Consider the following 16,029-nt stretch of genomic DNA (forward strand, 5'->3'; position numbering starts at 1 on the left):
TCCCGTCAGTCGTCGAGCTCCTCGGCCGCCGAGTCGGGGATCGCGCCGAACGGCGCGCCGGAGGGTGCCTCCGAGGGCTCGTCGGCGGACCCGTTTCCTCCCGGCGACTCCGGCGGCGCGTCGAACTCGGGGTCGAACAGCTGGAGGGCCGTCCGGATCGTCTCCCAGTCGTCCTCGCCGGCCGCGTCCCGCAGCGACCGGGTCGGGGCCGCGAGCAGCTGTCCGACCAGCGCGTCCGCCATCGCCTCGACGGTCTCGCGCTGGTCGTCGGTCAGCCCGCCCTGCGCCTCGAGCTTCGTGAGCGCGCGGTCGAGCTCGCGGGCCTTCGTCCGGTCCGCGCCGGCGTACATCGCCGAGATGGCGTCGTCGGCGCGCTTTCGCTTGTAGGACCGGAGGATCCGGTCGAGCTCCTCGTCGATGATCGACTCGACCTCGCGGGCCTCCGCCTCCCGCCGCTCGCGCGTCCGGCGGGTGACGTCCTCCAGGGCGTCGATGTCGTACAGCGAGACGCCCGACAGCTCCCCGGTTTCGGGGTCGACGTCGCGCGGCTGGGCGATGTCGATACAGACGACCCGGTCCGCGCCCGCGAAGTCGGTCGGGTCGAGCACCGGCTCCGGGCTGCCGGTCGCCGTGATCACGAGGTCCGCCTCGGGGACCACGGCCGGCAGGTCGCTCAGGTGGACGACCGACGACTCGGTGTCCACCTCCTCGGCGACGTACGTCGCGTTCGGCACCGTCCGGTTCGCGACGACGATCTCCGAGACCGCCGTGTCGTCGAGCGTCCGCGCCGCGAGCGTGCCCATCTCGCCGGCCCCGACGACGACCGCGGTGCCGTCGGTCAGGTCGATCTCGCCGGCCGCGAGCCGGACGGCCGCGGAGCCGAGCGAGACGACGCCCTCGTTTATCGACGTCTCCGTGCGGGCGCGCTCGCCGACGTGAAGCGCCTTCGTGACGGCGTCCTCCAGGACCGGGCCGATCCCGCCGGCCGACCGGGACTCCTCGTAGGCCTCCCGCATCTGTCCGATGATCTGGTCCTCGCCGAGCACGAGCGATTCGAGACCGGAGGCGACCCGCATCAGGTGTTCCAGGCTCCCCTCGTGGTCGAGCCGGCGGACCGCCGCGCCGCGAACCGACGGCGCGAACGACTCGAGCGCCTCGCGCCCCTCGACGGTCCGGTCGGTGACGACGTACGCCTCCGAGCGGTTACACGTCCGGACCGCGAACGCCTCCTCGACCCCGTCGCGCGCGAGGAGGTCCGAGACGGTTCCCCGGACGCTCTCGCCGCCCGCAGAGTCGATCTCGTCGATCGTCGCGGCGCCGTGGGCGACGCTCACGCCCGTGATGGCACCCGGCTCCCTCATCGGTCGACGACCTCCTCGATCACGTTATTTGCCTCGTTTCGGCCCTTGGATCTCCCCTTTTGTAAACCCTTCCAAACCCCCTCGGATCGCACGACTCGACGGATCGCCTCCCGGCGGGTCGACGGGTCGACGCCCGCCTCGGACAGCTCCTCTCGCAGCGTTCCGGTGAGCTCGGCCATCGCGCCCGCCCCCTCGATCTCGGAGCCGATCCGCTCGCGGAGCGTCTTCGAGAGCGCGGGGCTCCGCCCGCCCGTGGAGATCGCCACCCGGACCGGACCGTCCGCGACCGTCGCCGGGACGACGACGCTCCCCGGGTCGCGGCCGCCGGAGACGTCCGTCCGGTTGACTAAGAGCCCCGCCTCGAGCGCCGCGGCCTCCGCGGCCGCGTTCACCGCCCGGTCGTCGGTCGCGGCGACCACGAGCGCGGGAGAGACACGGTCGATCCACTCCGGGATCGTCTCCGTATCCGGGAGCGCCCGGACCAGTTCGATCGACGACGGAGCGGCGGCCGCCTCGCACAACTCGTCGTCGAACGCCGGACTGACGACGACGACGCGCGCCTCCTCGGCGAAGTTCAGGGCCTTCCGCCGGCCGACCGCCCCGCCGCCGACGACGAGGACGGTCTCGTCGGAGAGGTCGTGATACAGCGGGATCATTCGGTGTGCCTCGCGAACACGCGTCTCACGCCGTGTTGCTGTCGGCGCGCTCGGCGAGCCGGATGCCGGTCTTCTTCAGGATCCGCGTCGAGAACAGCGTGTCCCAGTCGTCGGGGCCGACGTCCCAGTAGTCGGCCATCGTCTCCTTCACCTCCCGCACCCGGCGCTCGCTTTCGGCCTCGGTCCGCCCGTGGGTCATCGCGAAGAAGTTGTACTCCCAGACGCCCTCGTGGCGGGGACGCTGGTAGCAGTGGGTGACGAACCCGAGGTCCGCCACGGCGGGACCGACCTCCTCGAGGACGTCCTCGGGCACGTCCCAGACGGTCATCCCGTTCTCCGTGTACCCGAGCGCGTAGTGGTTCGGGATGACGCCGACCCGGCGCACCTTCCCCTCGAGCCGGAACCGTTCGATCGTCTCGAGAACCCACTCGAGGTCGGCGTCGATCGCGGCCGCCACGTCCGCGTACGGCGTCTCCGTGACCGGCAGTCCGCCCTGTATCTCGACGACGAGGTCGCGCTCGGCGGGCGAGAGCGTCGACCGCCCGGACGGCTCGACGGTGGGAGCCAGATCCGAGAGGTCCACGTCGCCGTCGGGCACCGGCCCGTCGACGAGGAACTTCGCGCCGACGTGGAACTCCCGCAGCTTGGGGAGGTTGTACGTCTCCTGGCCGGTCGCCGCCTCGATCTCGGAGAGCACCTCCTCGACCCGGTCTCCCCCGTCCCTGTCGGGGTCGGGGTGGTCGGCGACGCTCACGACGAACCACATGTTGAGGTGCGGGTGCTCGCGCTCGTAGTTGTGTGCCACCGCGGTGAACTCGTTGACCGTCTCCGCGACCTCCTCGTAGCGGTCCTCGGGGGCGTGCATCGCGACGAGCGAGGCCGCGCCGCCGATCTCCTCGGCGTTGACGAGCGCGCCGAACCGCGAGAGCACGCCCGACTCGTCGAGCTCCCGGACGCGCCGACAGAGCTCCGAGCCGGTGACCGCCACCCCGTGGTCGCGGAGCGCGGCCGCGGCGGGCTCGAACGGACGCGCGGTCACGGGGAATCCCCCCTGGAACGCGTTGATGATCCCCCGGTCGAGCGCCGTCAGGTCCGCGTCGACCTCCTTCATGCGGGAGGATCGGGGTCGCGAGAGAATAAGGGATCCGGCCCGCACTCAGCCGTCGAGGTCCTCGGCGATGTCCGCGAGCGAGGACCGGGGGCCGCGACGGGTGTCGTAGACCGCGCGCTCGCCCGGGATCCGGAGTCCGTACTGGTCGCCGGGAACCACCACGTCGAGGACGACGCCGTCGCCCGGCTCGCGGTCGTGTTCGGCGAGCCACTCGGTCAGTCGGTTCTCCCCCTCGCCGGGCGTCCGCGCTAACCGGCGGGAGTCGAACGCCCCGCGGATCAGCCGTCCGGTCGCGTCGGCGACGACTCGCGCGTGGTACTCCTCGCGGTCGATGACGACCCGGACGAGGTCCCCGTCCGCGAGCGAGAGGGACGCACACGACCCCGACTCGACGCGCCCTTCGAGGTCGGCGTCGTCGGGGAGCCGGACGCACGGCTGGCGGGTACCGCCGCTGCGGGCGAGCGTGACGCGGACGGACGCGACGCTCTCGTCGTCGGAGGGAACGCGAGGCATGAAGGTCGGATTACTCGTCGTCTTCGAACGCGGCGGCGACGTCGCCCTCGCCGTCGACGACGGAGACGTTGATCTGGGCCACGTCGTCGGCGATCTCGCGACCGCGGACGGTGATCCGCTTGCGCTCGCCCTCGCGGGACGGCTTGAAGCCGACGCCGCCCTCCAAGAGCAGCTCCTTCAGGCGCGTGCCGGAGACGTCCTCCCGCATCGGGCGACCGGTCTCGTCGGAGCCGCCGGTGACCTCGACGGTGTGATCCGGGAGCCCGACGGCGTCGCCGCCGATCTCGTCGCCCACGTCTCGACCGAGGAATCGGTTCGCGTCCTGTCCGTCGATCTCTCGCTGGAACGTCTCGCCGGTCTCGGGATCGGCGACGACGACTTTGAATTCGGCCATGCGCGGACCGAGACGCCCGCGAATAAAAAGCACGTCGAAAGCGCGACACGCCGGATCCCGGGGAGCCGTCGCCGCGCTCCCTCCGATACCACGTCACCGGACACGCGTCAACCACGGCGCGTCACCGCGACTCGGGACCGACGCGCTCGATGCGCCACGAGCCGTCGTCTCCGGCGTCGGAGAGCGCGTTCTCGACGGCTCGAGCGATCCGTCCGGCGTCGTTCGAGCCCCCGGCGGCAGCGACGCTCCCGACCGAGTCCGGATCGAACGGGACGTCGAGCGCGTCGTACACCCCTTCGAGGACGGCCGCCAACTCGGCCGCGTCGTTCCGGGAGACCACGAGACAGCCCGCGACGAGCGCGGCGTCGGCACGGACCCGCTGGGCGATCCCCGCCAGCTTCCCGCCGTCGACGACGCGGAGCGAGCGTTCGCCCGGACAGAACGATCCGTGCGGTTCGCCGGCCGAGACGTCGGCCCCGACCCCTTCGAGCGCCGATCGGACCGCACGAGTGACCGTCGCGTAGCGTCCGTCGATGCTCCCGCGGAGGTCCCTCGTCGGAACCGCGAGCGCGAACGCGAGGGTGTCCCCGGAGTACGCGACCGCCCGTCCGCCGACGTCGCGCGCGATCGGAGGGAATCCCGCCGTCTCGGCGACGCGGCGCGCCCGATCGTACCCCGGCTCCCGCGTGTCGCGCCGGCCGAACGCGACCTGTCGAGGCGGAGTCCAGACCCGGACGCCGGAGGTACCGTCGGCCGCGTCCGCGAGGAGACGGGCAGTGTGATCGTGATCGCGCCGCGGGGAACTTCCCCGTCCACGGAGGACCTGCATGGGTTCGCGACGGGGCGGACGGAGAAACGGTTTGTGCCCGGAGACGGCCGCTGTGGGAATGGCGCAAAGGTTTTGCCGGTCCTTCGGTTGGTTCCGGTATCGATGAGTGACCCGAGCGCGCTGCCGGTACAGGCGTATCTCCTCGCCTGCCTGCTCTCCGGAGCCGTCGGGCTCCTGCTCGGTCGCGTCGCGTGGACGGAGCGCGACGAGCCGGGCGGCCTCGAGGTCTCGCTCTACTTGGTCTGTGCGGGCGCCATCGCGATCCTGTACGCGGTCAGAGTCGCGAGCGCCGACCCCCTCGTGATGGTCGGGGCGCTCCAGACCGCGACGCCCTTCCTCGCCGCCATGCCCGTGCTCTGGATCGCCTTCGCGTTCGCGTACGCCGGCCGAGACGAGTGGCGGACCGAGCGACGACTCGTCGCGCTCGCGACGCCGGGGTTCCTCTGGGTCCTTCTGGCGTGGTCGAGCCGGACGCACGGACTGGCGCGGCTGTCCTTCGATCCCGTGGTCGAGGGACCGTTCACGCTCCTCGAGGGCGGGATCGGACCGGCGGGGATCGCGTTCCTCCTGTACGCCTACGGGCTGTACGTCGCGGGACTCCTCGTGATCGTCGACCTCTATCGCCGGACCGGGAACCGCTATCGGCTCCAGACGTTCGTCGCCCTCCTCGGAACGCTGTTCCCGCTTCTCGCGGGCGTCGCGACGGTCGTCGACTTCGGAAGCTACTCGGCGGTCGACTGGACCCCGGCGGCGTTCGTCGTCCACGGCGTGTTCCTGTACGGCGTGGTGTTCTGGCTCGGGACCCTCGACGCCGCGGTCGTCGCGAGGGACACGGCGGTCGAGGTCATGCAGGACCCCGTGATCGTCGCAGGGTCGGACGGACGGATCCGGGACCTCAACCCCGCGGCGGAGCGGATCCTCCCCGACGACGCGGTCGGGGAGTCGCTGTCGACGGCGTTTCCCGGCTTGGAATCCGGCGACGAGCACCCGGTCACCATCGACGGTCGCCAGTTCGACATCCAGGAGGACCCGATCACCGACCCCCGCGGGACGGACCGCGGCCACGTCTTCCTCCTCCGGGACGTCACGGCACGGGAGCGCCGACGGGCGGCGTTACAGCGCCGGGAGAGGCAGCTCGAACGGCAAAACGAGCGGCTCGAGGACTTCGCGGGCGTCGTCAGCCACGACCTCCGGAATCCCCTCGCGGCCGCGACCGCGGCCGTCGAGCTGGCGCGTCACGGCGACGGCGACGACGACGCGTTGGATCGGGCCGCGGACGCTCACGAACGGATGGACGAGCTGATCGAGGGACTCCTCTCGCTCGCCACCGCGGGACGGGCGGTCGACGCGGTCGAACCGGTCTCGATCGAGGCGGCGGTTCGGACCGTCTGGTCCCGGCTCGAGACCGGATCGGCGACGCTGGTCATCGAGGACGCCGACGAGACGGTGTTGGCGGACGGCGACCGGCTCCAGCAGCTCGTCGCGAACCTGTTCCGGAACAGCGTGGAACACGGTTCCACGAGCAGTCGGCCCGCGGCCGACGACAGCGTCGAACACGCCGGGTCGGACGTGACCGTCACCGTCGAGAGCGAGCGGACGGACGGAGAAGTCACGCTTCGGATCGCCGACGACGGTCCCGGGATCCCGGAGGAAGAGCGGGCCCGCGTCTTCGAGCGCGGCGTTTCACTCGATGACGGGACCGGGCTCGGGCTCGCGATCGTCGGCGACGTCGCCGAGGCGCACGGCTGGTCCGTGCGGGCCGTCGACGGCCCGGACGGCGGCGCGTGTTTCGAGATCGATGGGATCGAGGTCGTAGCGGAGTGACCGTGTCAGTCGATCTCCCCTCCGAGATCGTCTCGCGATACCGTCGGTTCTCGCGATTCAACTCCCCGTACCCCGCACACGACGCCGGCCATGCGATCGATCTCTATCCGTCCGACGGAGACGGGATCTCGCCCGTCTCAGGGGTCGTGCGCGAGACGCACACCGTCGGCTGTCCCAACCGACCGTACGCTGCCTCGGAGGACCACCTGATCGTCGTCGAACTCGACGAGGAGTGGTGTCGCCGAGCGGGAGCGGCCCCGGGAACGGTCGCGCGGGTGCTCCACGTGATCCCGACCGTGGAGCCGGGCGATCGGGTCGCAGTCGGGGACTCCCTCGGACCCACGACGCGCTCCGGCTTCTTCGGCCGGTGGGTCGACGATCACGTCCACCTCGGATTCCGGTCGTCCGGGACGAACGCGCTCCGAGCGAGCGGATCGCTTCCGGTCGGCGTGGACGTGAACGTCGCGAGCGTTCCCTGGGACGGCACCGGGACGGTCATCGAGTGCGGGCCGAGCCACGTCACGCTGGACGCACCGACCCATCCGGATCCGGGCGAGCGGTTCGCGGCGATCGCGAGCGACGACGGCGTCCCGATCGACGGCGGGCTCGCGCACTACGCGGGCGGCGGCGCGTTCGCGACGCTCGACGCCGGTGAAACCGTTTCGTTGTGGGGAACGCGCGTCGGGATCGCTCGCGATCGAGGGATCGAGTGGGAGCCGATCGACGTGACCGCGAACGGGGAGCGCGTCACCGGACTGTCGCTGTTCGCGGCCCGCGACGGCGACTACGGCGCGAAGATCGTCACCCCGGATCACGACCTCGCGGTCGGGGACGTGGTCTCCGTCGGAGTCGAACCGAGCGACGATCCGATCCGACTCGGCGTCGGCTGAGCGTCCGGTGACGTAGGGCGGTTTCGATCGGACGCGTCTGGCGAACAGCCGGCGTGCGCAGTCGTGCTCCGCGGCGGTGTGCCGGGCACCCGCCTCGACCGCCGCGGGCGGCTCGTCAGGTCACGGGGAGGCTGCTTCGGGATGGCGTATGAACCCACGGATCGGTCTCGTGGATCCCCGGGATACAAACGGGTCGGGGGCGACCTCGGGACATGGACGAGGAGGACATCTCGGAGATGGAACCGCTTCCAGAGGAGGCGGTGTCGCTCATCGAACGCCGGATAGAGGAGGACCACGAGTACCTCTCGTGGCTGAACACGTCGGTCGACGTCGTCGAGCGCGGGCGAATGGTGCTGTCGATCCCGTTCGATCGGAAGCTGACGAACGCGGACGGACGGACGATCCACGGCGGCGTCGCGGCGACGCTCATCGACACGGCGGGCGGGCTCGCCCAGCGGACCGCCTTCGAGGACCCGCTCTCCGGCGGGGTGGCGACGGTGAACCTCAACACGAACTACCTCCGACCCGCGAACGGCGACCTCGAGGCGGAGGCGACCGTCGTCCGGTCGGGGGGATCCATCGGCGTCAGCGAGATGTCGGTGACGAGTACGACCGAGAACGGTTCCTCGGAGGTCGTCGTCGGGCAGGGGTCGTTCCGGCTCTTCCGGTGAACGTCCCGACGGGACCGAGCCACACCGACATCCCTTAGTCGGGGGGTCACGACACGTGAACTCGAGGTGGGGTGGCAGAGCGGCCCATTGCGCCGGTCTTGAAAACCGGTAGCCTCACGGCTTCCTGGGTTCGAATCCCAGCCCCACCGTGAGCGCGCGACGCAGTTCGCGTCGTGCGCGTCTCGTGACGTGGATTCGAATCAGAGAGCGAGAGGTGAGCGAGCCTCGGCGAGCGAACGGGAGCGACCGTGGTTCGAATCCCAGCCCCACCGTGAGCGCGCGGTGTCGTTCCGCGGTACCGTCGTCGTGGAGATCCGGCGTAACCGATCGTGATTACTTCCGTCGGGGTGAACCTGCCGACCCGCCATCGTCCGTCGATCGGCCGTTTCGACCTGAACCGCGAACACACCGTTTCCGTTCGGCCGAGTTCGGTGACGCTCGGGTCCGGTGGCCCGTGGTATCACGTGCCGCATTATCTTTAACAGGAATCCGACCCATTACCGTGATAGGTGATACAGTCATGAGCTACGAACTCGATCCGCTTCCGTACGACTACGACGCGCTTGAACCCCACATCTCCGAACAGGTGCTCGAATGGCACCACGACACCCACCACCAGGGCTACGTAAACGGCTGGAACTCGGCCGAGGAGACGCTCGAGGCCAACCGCGAGGAGGGCGACTTCTCCTCGTCGGGCGGCGCGATCCGCAACGTGACCCACAACTCCTCGGGTCACATCCTCCACGACCTGTTCTGGCAGAACATGTCGCCGGAGGGCGGCGACGAGCCCGAGGGCGACCTCGCCGACCGCATCGAGGAGGACTTCGGCTCGTATGACGCCTGGAAGGGCGAGTTCGAGGCCGCGGCCTCCGCGGCGGGCGGCTGGGCGCTCCTCGTCTACGACACGTTCTCGAACCAGCTCCGCAACGTCGTGGTCGACAAACACGACCAGGGAGCGATCTGGGGCGGCCACCCGATCCTCGCGCTGGACGTCTGGGAGCACTCCTACTACCACGACTACGGCCCGGCCCGCGGCGAGTTCGTCGACAACTTCTTCGAGGTCGTCGACTGGGAGGAGCCGTCCACCCGCTACGAGCAGGCCGTCGAGCTGTTCGAGTAACGACTCGGATCGCGCGAAGTTCGCGCGTCGAATCCCGACGTTTTTCGCACCGTCGCATCCGCCAGCGACGACCGTCCGGTCGACCTCCCGATCGCCGACTGCGCCGAAATCGCCAGCGTTTACGGAACCGCGGGCGTAGCCGACTGACATGCCCGAACCGAGATCCGCCTTCGAGGAGACGTTCCCGTGTGACTTCTACGAGCCGGCCGAGCTGTTCGAGCCCGACCTGCTGTACACGATCCCGGAGATCGGGCGGCTGCTCCAGGGGCTCGAGCCCGACGCCGAGATCGACGCCGACACCGAGGCCGTGCTGATCGACTGGGCGATCCCGTGGGTGATGGTCCACGCCGACGACATGGTCGTCGCCGAGCCGCCGACCGACGACAGCCCCGGCTACTACGGACTGGCGGAGGACGCAGTCGACGATACCGCCGCTGGCGACGACGCCGACGCCGACGAACGGTGAGCGCGAACGCACGCGGCGAGGGCCCGTCGGATCCGCCGACCCTGCTCGTCGCCGGCGGCACACGCGTCGACGCCGGGAAGACGACGTTCTCGACGGGGTTGCTCGCGACGCTCGCTCGACGGACCGGCGACGCGGTCGGCGTGAAACCCCGCGCCGGCAACGACTACTGGTTCGACCACGACGACTTCCGGATCGCCGCCGGTTCCGGACGGCTGTACGGGAAGGACGCCCGGAAACTGGCGGCCGCGAGCACGCGCCCGCTGGACGCGTCGGGTGACGCGTCGGACGACGATCCTGCGACAGCCCGCGGGGCGGTCACGCCGGAGTCGATCAACCCCCTCCACCGGCTGTGGCGACCGACGCCCGGCCGGACCGGTATGCTCGGGGAATCCGATCGAACCTTCCTCTGTGACCGTATCACGTCTCCGGCCGTCGCCGACGGGGTCGGCTCGCGGTTCGTGCTCAACGGCGCGGCCGCGGACGCCGGGCTGGTCCCGGAGGCGCTCCGCGATCACCTTCCGCTCTCCGACGCGGTCCGCGTCGACGACGTGAGCGAACTCGACGAGGTGACCGCCGAGACGTACCTTCCCGCGTTCGAGGCGCTCGCGGACCGCGTCGACGCCGCGACCGTCCCGGTCGTCGTCGAGTCCTACGGGGACGTCGCCGCGCCGCTGTCCGCCGAGTACGACGCGGTGGCCGTCGTCGAGCCGGGGAGAGCCCGGATCTACGCCGGCGACCGCTACCGCAAGGCCCGCGCGGTCGCCTCCGGGAGCCCTCGGGAGGGGAGCCTCGAGGAGCACACCGAGAGGATGACGGAGATGATCGATCCGCTCTCGACGACGCGGTTGCCCGCGCTGTCCGGCGAGGAACGCGGCGACCCGACGCTCGTCGCGGACCGATACGAGCCGGCGTACGGGGCGCTCCTCGACGCGGTATCGGTGTGAACTGAATAATAACGCGGATCGCGGGGAGGCCGACTCCTACGGCTCCAGCCGGTTCGGGTCGCGCGGGAACATGATCGCCTCCTTGATGTTGTCGAGGTCGGCGACCTGCTGGACGAGCCGATCGATCCCGAGCCCGTACCCGCCGTGCGGGGGCGTCCCGAAGCTCAGCGCCTCGATGTAGAACTCGAAGTTCGCCTGCTCGACGCCCTCCGCCTCCATGACCTCGACCATGCGGTCGACGTCGTGTTCGCGCTGGCCGCCCGAGGAGAGTTCCTGACCCTCGTAGATGAGGTCGAACTTCCGGGAGGCGATCTCGTCGCCCTCGACGTCCTGCATGTAGTAGAACTTCTCGTCGGGGTAGCCGACGACGAAGAACGCGGGGTGGCCCTGCTCGGCGAAGTGCTCGCCGAGCAGCTTCTCGCCTTTGGTGTCGAGGTCCGTCGGGTCCTCCGGGAAGTGGCCGAACTCGGTCTCGAGGAGGTCGAGCGCCTCCTCGAAGGTGATCCGCGGGAAGTCCTCCTCGGGGACCGTCAGGTCGACGTCGAGCAGGCCGAGCTCGCGTTCGGCCTCCTCGGCGACCGTCCGGATCGCGTGCCGAAGCGACTCCTCCTGGACGTCCATCACGTCGTGGTGGTCCTCGATGTAGGCCAACTCGACGTCGAACATCGCGATCTCGGAGACGTGTCGGGAGGTCGCGAAGTCCTCGGCGCGGAACGCGGTGCCGGTCTCGTAGACGGCCTCGTAGCCGGCCGCCATCAGGATCTGTTTGTACAGCTGCGGGCTCTGTGAGAGGAACGCGTCCCGGTCGTAGTAGAGGATCGGGAACAGCTCCGCGCCGCCCTCGGCACCGCCCTTCGAGATCAGCGGCGTCTTGATGTCGACGAAGCCCTCGTCATCGAACCACTCCTCCATCGCGGTCATCAGCTTCGAGCGCAGCGAGAACACCGCGAGCGTCTCGGGCTTGCGGAGGTCGAGTGCCCGGTTGTCGAGACGCGTCGAGAGGTCGACGTCGACGTCCTTCGAGATCTCGAGCGGGAGCGGCGAGTCCGCCTCGTCGAGCACCTCGTAGGCCGTCGGCGCGAGTTCGACCCCGCCAGGGGCCTGGTCGCTCTCGAGCGGCTCGCCGACGACCCGGACGACGTCCTCGGAGTTCGCGTCCCCGACGGCCTCGAACAGCTCCGGCTCTCGCTCCTCCTTGAAGACGACCTGGATGAGTCCCTCTCGGTCGCGCACGATGAGGAACACCAGCCCGCCGAGGTCCCGGATCTCGTGGACGTGGCCCGCGATCGCGACCTCGTCCGCGTCCGGGTCGACCTCCGACGTGTGGATACGCTCGATCATAGGTTAGCTTACCTCCGAGTGGCCGGGCGTCGGTCATAGGCCTGTCGTCTTCGCGTCGGCGGCCCGGCTCTTCGTGCCGATGAACCGATCTACTCGTGGATCCGGGGCGTCCCTCGCGGGCCACGAGGGGCTCGCGGTCGACCCGTCCGCTTCAGTCGCCGCCGTCGCCGAGTCCGTCGTGAACGCTCGTCTCCGCCCGACGGAGCACCTCACGGGTCGGGAGGTCCGTCTCGGCGGCGACCGCCGCCGCCTCGTCGTACTCGGCGCTCACGTCGTAGACGTCGCCGTCGGCGGTCGCGGCCACCTTCACCGACACCGCGTGGTCGACCCCGTCGATCGAGAGCGTCGCGGTCTCGAAGGAGCGCTCGGCGATCCAGCGATGGCTCGCCCCCGCCTGCCGCACGCCGAGGGTGCCGGTCTCCCGGGCGAGCCGCTCGGCCACCGCCGCCGCGTCCGCCGGCTTACAGACCACCTTCACGAGATGTCCGGGACGGGACTTCTTCATCGTCGTCGGCACGACCGTCACGTCGCGAGCGCCCGCCTCCGCGAGCGACTCCTGGAGCCCGCCGAGCACCTCCGGCGCGGCGTCGTCGAGGTTGGTCTCCAACACCACGATGTCGTCGTGAACGAGCCCCTCGGAACCGGTATCGGGGCCGTGCCCGTGGACGTGCCCCGTCTCTTCATCGTCGTTTCCCGTCGTCTCCACGCCGTCGCCGACGACCGCGCGGAGCACGTTCGGGTGGCGCTCGAAGGTCGCGTCGCCGGCCCCGTACCCCGCGCCCTCGACGCGGAGTTCCGGGAGCGCGTCGACGCCCTCGGCGACGGCCCCGAGGATCGCCGCGCCGGTCGGCGTCAGGAGTTCGCGGTCGATCGGACCGCCGACGAGCGTGAGACCGGCACGTTCGGCGATCCCGACGACCGCCGGAGCCGGGACCGGGTAGACGCCGTGGGCCATCTCCACCTCCCCGCCGCCGACCGCCAGGGGCGTGGTGACGACCCGGTCGACGTCGAGGTCGTCGAGGAGCAGCGCCGCGCCGACGACGTCGGCGACGGCGTCGTCCGCGCCCACCTCGTGAAAGGCGGTGTCCTCGAGGTCGGTTCCGTGCGTCGACGCCTCCGCCCGCCCGAGCAGTTCGAAGGCCTCGAGCGCGGTCGCCTCGACCGCCGCGGGGAGCCCCATCGACTCGACGACGTCGACGACCTCCGGGTAGGTTCGATGGATGCCGGCCCCCTCGGCGTGGGTGTGGTCGTGGTCGTGATCGTGTCCGTGGTCGTGATCGTGTCCGTGGTCGTGATCGTGTCCGTGGTCGTGATCGTGTCCGTGTCCGTGACTGTGACCGTGTCCCGACTCGTGGTCGTGAGCGTGAGCGTCGCGATCGGCGTCGTCTCCGCCGTCCTCCTCGAGGAGCACGTCGACGGTCGTCGCCCGGATCCCGTTTTTCACCGTCTCACCGACCTCGTAACGGACCGGGAGGCGTTCCTCGACCGGGTCGAGCACCGCGGCGTCGGCACCGGCCGCGATCAGCGCGGCACAGGTCATGTCGCCGGCCGCGCCGGTCCGACCGTCGAAAGCGAGCGTACGCATGGGGACACGCACACGGTCGAGAGATAAAGAGCCGTCCCACTCGTCCCGTCCCGGCCCCGGTCGCCAACCGGGGGCGTGGGGACGGATCGGCGGCCACTACACCGGGTATCAATCAGATCTCGAGAACGATCCGGGATCCGTGAGCGTCGCGGAAACGCCGAAGGAAGTCCCTCTCGACGCGTCGATCGATCAGGGACGTTCAGTATGTCTGTCCGTTGTGATTTCCGAACACCTAAGCCCGAAGTGGCCGAGTCGGGAGGTAACGATGGACCACCCAGGCCCGCCGCAGTTCGCCGCCGTCGGCGACGTGGTACAGTTAGCGCCTCGCGATCCGGACCCCGAGGCCACCTACCGGTGGACGGTCACCGAGGCCCCGATAGCGAGCGAAGCGACCGTCGGCGACGGGGCGGTCGAGGAGTTCGTTCCGGACGCGCCCGGCCGATACAGGGTGACGCTCGAGACTCCCGCGGAGCGCCACCACCTGACGGTCAGGGCGTTCCCGGGCGATCGCCGCCCGACCGGCGAGGGCGCCGGGACCGGCATCGCCGGCCGGAGCGGGTACAGCGGGCAGAGCGGATACAGCGGACGGAGCGGCTCCGCCCGCAAGAGCGGCGGGCAGAGCGGCTTCGCCTCGGGTTCCGGGTCGGGCGCACGAGAGGATCCGTCCGGGCACGACGAGGGGCGGCCGCGCGTCCGGCTCGACGCCGAGATCGACGGCGAGGTGGCGGTCGTCCGCGCGACCCCGACGCCGCACCCGGACTCGTCACGGAACGCCGCCGACCTCGACGTGGAGTTCCTCCTCGACGACCGCGACGGCGTGACCCGCGGCGACGTGACGGTCGAGGGCCGCGAGCTTCGCGTCCCGCTCGCGGCGATCGACGATCGGGTCCGCGTCCACGGGGTCGCCGTCGGCGCGAGCTACAGCGTCGCCGACGCGGTGAGCGTCGATCGGCTCGGAGACGGGGAGGACCTCGGCGTCACGCGGCTCAACGACCCGCCGGAGTGGGCAGGGGACGCCACCCTCTACGAGATATACGTCCGCGGCTACGCGGCCGACGACGAGGCGGCGGAAACCACCTTCGAGGCGCTCGAGAACCGGCTCGACTACCTCGAGGACCTCGGCGTGGACACGCTGTGGCTCACGCCGGTGCTCCAACACGACGGCGCCCCCCACGGATACAACATCACGGACTTCTTCTCGATCGCCGACGACCTCGGCGACCGCGACGACTACGAGGCGTTCGTCGACGCGGCCCACGACCGCGGGATGCGGGTGCTCTTCGACCTGGTGTTGAACCACTCCGCGCGCGATCACGAGTGGTTCCAGGACGCCTACCGGAACCCGGAGTCGCCGTACCGCGACCGCTACGAGTGGCAGGAGTCCGGCGAACCGGGCACCTACTTCGACTGGGAGCTGATCGCCAACTTCGATTTCACCAGCCTCGAGGTCCGCCGACACCTGCTCGACGCGGCCGACACGTGGGCGTCGGTCGCCGACGGCTTCCGGTGTGACATGGCGTGGGCTGTCCCCGAATCGTTCTGGAGGGAACTCAGAGAGCGTCTCAAGGCGGAGGACCCCGAGTTCCTGCTGTTGGACGAGACGATCCCGTACATCGCCGACTTCCACGAGGGGATGTTCGACGTCCACTTCGACACCACGCTGTATTTCACCCTGCGACAGGTCGGTCGTGGGCACGAACCCGCCGAATCGGTTCTCGACGCGGTCGAGGGGCGAGCACGCTCCGGCTTCCCGGACCACGCCGCGTTCATGCTGTATCTGGAGAACCACGACGAGACCCGGTACATCGTCGAGTGCGGCGACGACGCCGCGAAGGCCGCCGCCGGCGCGCTGTTCACCCTCCCGGGGGTACCGATGCTCTACGGCGGCCAGGAGCTCGGACAGCGGGGCAACCGCGACCCGCTCGCGTGGGACCACGCTCGCGAGGACGTCCGGGCCCACTACGACGACCTCCTCGCGCTTCGAGAGGAGCACCCGGTCCTCGGGTCCGCCGGGGACCTCGCTCGCGTCGACTACGAGACGGACGCCCCCGACGACGTCGTCGCCTTCGCTCGCGAGAGCGAGGACGCGAGCTACGTCGTCCTGCTCAACTTCGGGACCGAACCGACCACCGTCGGGATCGACGAGACGGTGGACGCGACCGACCTCGTCTCCGGCGAGTCGCGGGCGGCGGCTGGCGGACTGACCGTCGAGGACGTGGCGGTCTTCGAGGTCGCGGACTGACCGATCGGCCCGCCAACGGAACCACGACCCGCCGGCCGGACGTGTCCGCTTCCCCGGCGAAAACGCACGGTGGCGACGGGGT

The 16,029-nt window shown here is 70.4% G+C and carries 15 protein-coding genes and 1 tRNA gene; 8 read left to right on the forward strand and 8 right to left on the reverse strand.

Features of this window, described 5'->3' with window-relative positions:
- Positions 1-5: 5 nt before the first annotated feature.
- The 6 genes from hemA to F3H10_RS11185 all read right to left on the reverse strand — a co-directional run bounded on the left by hemA (position 6) and on the right by F3H10_RS11185 (position 4,864).
- The gene (gene hemA, locus F3H10_RS11160; protein ID WP_149784849.1) at positions 6-1,361 is read right to left on the reverse strand and encodes a glutamyl-tRNA reductase; all 1,356 of its coding nucleotides are present in this window, start codon (positions 1,359-1,361) and stop codon (positions 6-8) included.
- Positions 1,358-2,017: a precorrin-2 dehydrogenase/sirohydrochlorin ferrochelatase family protein gene (locus F3H10_RS11165; RefSeq protein WP_149784850.1), complete on the reverse strand. Its 660-nt coding sequence runs from the start codon at positions 2,015-2,017 to the stop codon at positions 1,358-1,360. Before F3H10_RS11165 ends, hemA begins: the two co-directional genes overlap by 4 nt.
- A gap of 25 nt (positions 2,018-2,042) precedes the next feature.
- Complete coding sequence (gene ahbB / locus F3H10_RS11170) at positions 2,043-3,128, reverse strand: siroheme decarboxylase subunit beta (protein WP_149784851.1); 1,086 nt, start codon at positions 3,126-3,128, stop codon at positions 2,043-2,045.
- A 45-nt stretch (positions 3,129-3,173) separates the two neighbouring features.
- Positions 3,174-3,641 (reverse strand): DUF7112 family protein, encoded by a 468-nt coding sequence (locus tag F3H10_RS11175; protein WP_149784852.1) that lies wholly within the window; start codon positions 3,639-3,641, stop codon positions 3,174-3,176.
- Positions 3,642-3,651: 10 nt separating this feature from the next.
- Positions 3,652-4,035: a 30S ribosomal protein S6e gene (locus F3H10_RS11180; protein ID WP_149784853.1), complete on the reverse strand. Its 384-nt coding sequence runs from the start codon at positions 4,033-4,035 to the stop codon at positions 3,652-3,654.
- A gap of 121 nt (positions 4,036-4,156) precedes the next feature.
- Positions 4,157-4,864, reverse strand: coding sequence for a lipoate--protein ligase family protein (locus F3H10_RS11185; protein WP_149784854.1), 708 nt, complete (start codon positions 4,862-4,864; stop codon positions 4,157-4,159).
- Positions 4,865-4,966: 102 nt separating this feature from the next.
- Here F3H10_RS11185 and F3H10_RS11190 point away from each other — a divergent pair, with 102 nt between their 5' ends.
- The 7 genes from F3H10_RS11190 to F3H10_RS11220 all read left to right on the forward strand — a co-directional run bounded on the left by F3H10_RS11190 (position 4,967) and on the right by F3H10_RS11220 (position 10,779).
- On the forward strand, positions 4,967-6,688 hold the full coding sequence (locus F3H10_RS11190) for a sensor histidine kinase (protein ID WP_149784855.1): 1,722 nt from the start codon (positions 4,967-4,969) through the stop codon (positions 6,686-6,688).
- A 2-nt stretch (positions 6,689-6,690) separates the two neighbouring features.
- The gene (locus F3H10_RS11195) at positions 6,691-7,578 is read left to right on the forward strand and encodes a hypothetical protein (RefSeq protein WP_149784856.1); all 888 of its coding nucleotides are present in this window, start codon (positions 6,691-6,693) and stop codon (positions 7,576-7,578) included.
- Between the two features lie 212 nt (positions 7,579-7,790).
- Positions 7,791-8,249: a PaaI family thioesterase gene (locus F3H10_RS11200; RefSeq protein WP_149784857.1), complete on the forward strand. Its 459-nt coding sequence runs from the start codon at positions 7,791-7,793 to the stop codon at positions 8,247-8,249.
- 65 nt (positions 8,250-8,314) lie between these two features.
- A tRNA-Ser gene (locus tag F3H10_RS11205) sits at positions 8,315-8,398 on the forward strand.
- A gap of 371 nt (positions 8,399-8,769) precedes the next feature.
- On the forward strand, positions 8,770-9,369 hold the full coding sequence (sod, locus tag F3H10_RS11210; RefSeq protein WP_149784858.1) for a superoxide dismutase: 600 nt from the start codon (positions 8,770-8,772) through the stop codon (positions 9,367-9,369).
- Positions 9,370-9,517: 148 nt separating this feature from the next.
- On the forward strand, positions 9,518-9,835 hold the full coding sequence (locus F3H10_RS11215) for a DUF5827 family protein (protein ID WP_149784859.1): 318 nt from the start codon (positions 9,518-9,520) through the stop codon (positions 9,833-9,835).
- Positions 9,832-10,779: an ATPase gene (locus F3H10_RS11220; RefSeq protein ID WP_149784860.1), complete on the forward strand. Its 948-nt coding sequence runs from the start codon at positions 9,832-9,834 to the stop codon at positions 10,777-10,779. Before F3H10_RS11215 ends, F3H10_RS11220 begins: the two co-directional genes overlap by 4 nt.
- Positions 10,780-10,815: 36 nt before the next feature.
- Here F3H10_RS11220 and aspS read toward each other — a convergent pair whose 3' ends face one another.
- Positions 10,816-12,120 (reverse strand): aspartate--tRNA(Asn) ligase, encoded by a 1,305-nt coding sequence (gene aspS / locus F3H10_RS11225; protein ID WP_149784861.1) that lies wholly within the window; start codon positions 12,118-12,120, stop codon positions 10,816-10,818.
- Positions 12,121-12,271: 151 nt separating this feature from the next.
- A complete protein-coding gene (gene larC / locus F3H10_RS11230) occupies positions 12,272-13,705 on the reverse strand; it encodes a nickel pincer cofactor biosynthesis protein LarC (RefSeq protein ID WP_149784862.1) in 1,434 nt (477 codons plus the stop codon).
- Positions 13,706-13,970: 265 nt separating this feature from the next.
- Between larC and malA the strand changes: the two genes are divergently transcribed.
- A complete protein-coding gene (gene malA, locus F3H10_RS11235; RefSeq protein ID WP_149784863.1) occupies positions 13,971-15,947 on the forward strand; it encodes an alpha-amylase MalA in 1,977 nt (658 codons plus the stop codon).
- The last annotated feature ends 82 nt before the right edge of the window (positions 15,948-16,029 follow it).

Source organism: Halorubrum aquaticum (assembly GCF_900113615.1).
Taxonomy (GTDB): Archaea; Halobacteriota; Halobacteria; order Halobacteriales; family Haloferacaceae; genus Halorubrum; species Halorubrum aquaticum.

Coding starts and splice junctions, on each gene's coding strand:
- aspS (WP_149784861.1), bottom strand. CDS start 12,120: ATGATCGAGCGTATCCACACGTCGGAGGTCGACCCGGACGCGGACGAG.
- F3H10_RS11215 (WP_149784859.1), top strand. CDS start 9,518: ATGCCCGAACCGAGATCCGCCTTCGAGGAGACGTTCCCGTGTGACTTC.
- sod (WP_149784858.1), top strand. CDS start 8,770: ATGAGCTACGAACTCGATCCGCTTCCGTACGACTACGACGCGCTTGAA.
- F3H10_RS11175 (WP_149784852.1), bottom strand. CDS start 3,641: ATGCCTCGCGTTCCCTCCGACGACGAGAGCGTCGCGTCCGTCCGCGTC.
- hemA (WP_149784849.1), bottom strand. CDS start 1,361: ATGAGGGAGCCGGGTGCCATCACGGGCGTGAGCGTCGCCCACGGCGCC.
- F3H10_RS11200 (WP_149784857.1), top strand. CDS start 7,791: ATGGACGAGGAGGACATCTCGGAGATGGAACCGCTTCCAGAGGAGGCG.
- F3H10_RS11180 (WP_149784853.1), bottom strand. CDS start 4,035: ATGGCCGAATTCAAAGTCGTCGTCGCCGATCCCGAGACCGGCGAGACG.
- F3H10_RS11190 (WP_149784855.1), top strand. CDS start 4,967: ATGAGTGACCCGAGCGCGCTGCCGGTACAGGCGTATCTCCTCGCCTGC.
- ahbB (WP_149784851.1), bottom strand. CDS start 3,128: ATGAAGGAGGTCGACGCGGACCTGACGGCGCTCGACCGGGGGATCATC.
- F3H10_RS11185 (WP_149784854.1), bottom strand. CDS start 4,864: ATGCAGGTCCTCCGTGGACGGGGAAGTTCCCCGCGGCGCGATCACGAT.
- larC (WP_149784862.1), bottom strand. CDS start 13,705: ATGCGTACGCTCGCTTTCGACGGTCGGACCGGCGCGGCCGGCGACATG.
- malA (WP_149784863.1), top strand. CDS start 13,971: ATGGACCACCCAGGCCCGCCGCAGTTCGCCGCCGTCGGCGACGTGGTA.
- F3H10_RS11165 (WP_149784850.1), bottom strand. CDS start 2,017: ATGATCCCGCTGTATCACGACCTCTCCGACGAGACCGTCCTCGTCGTC.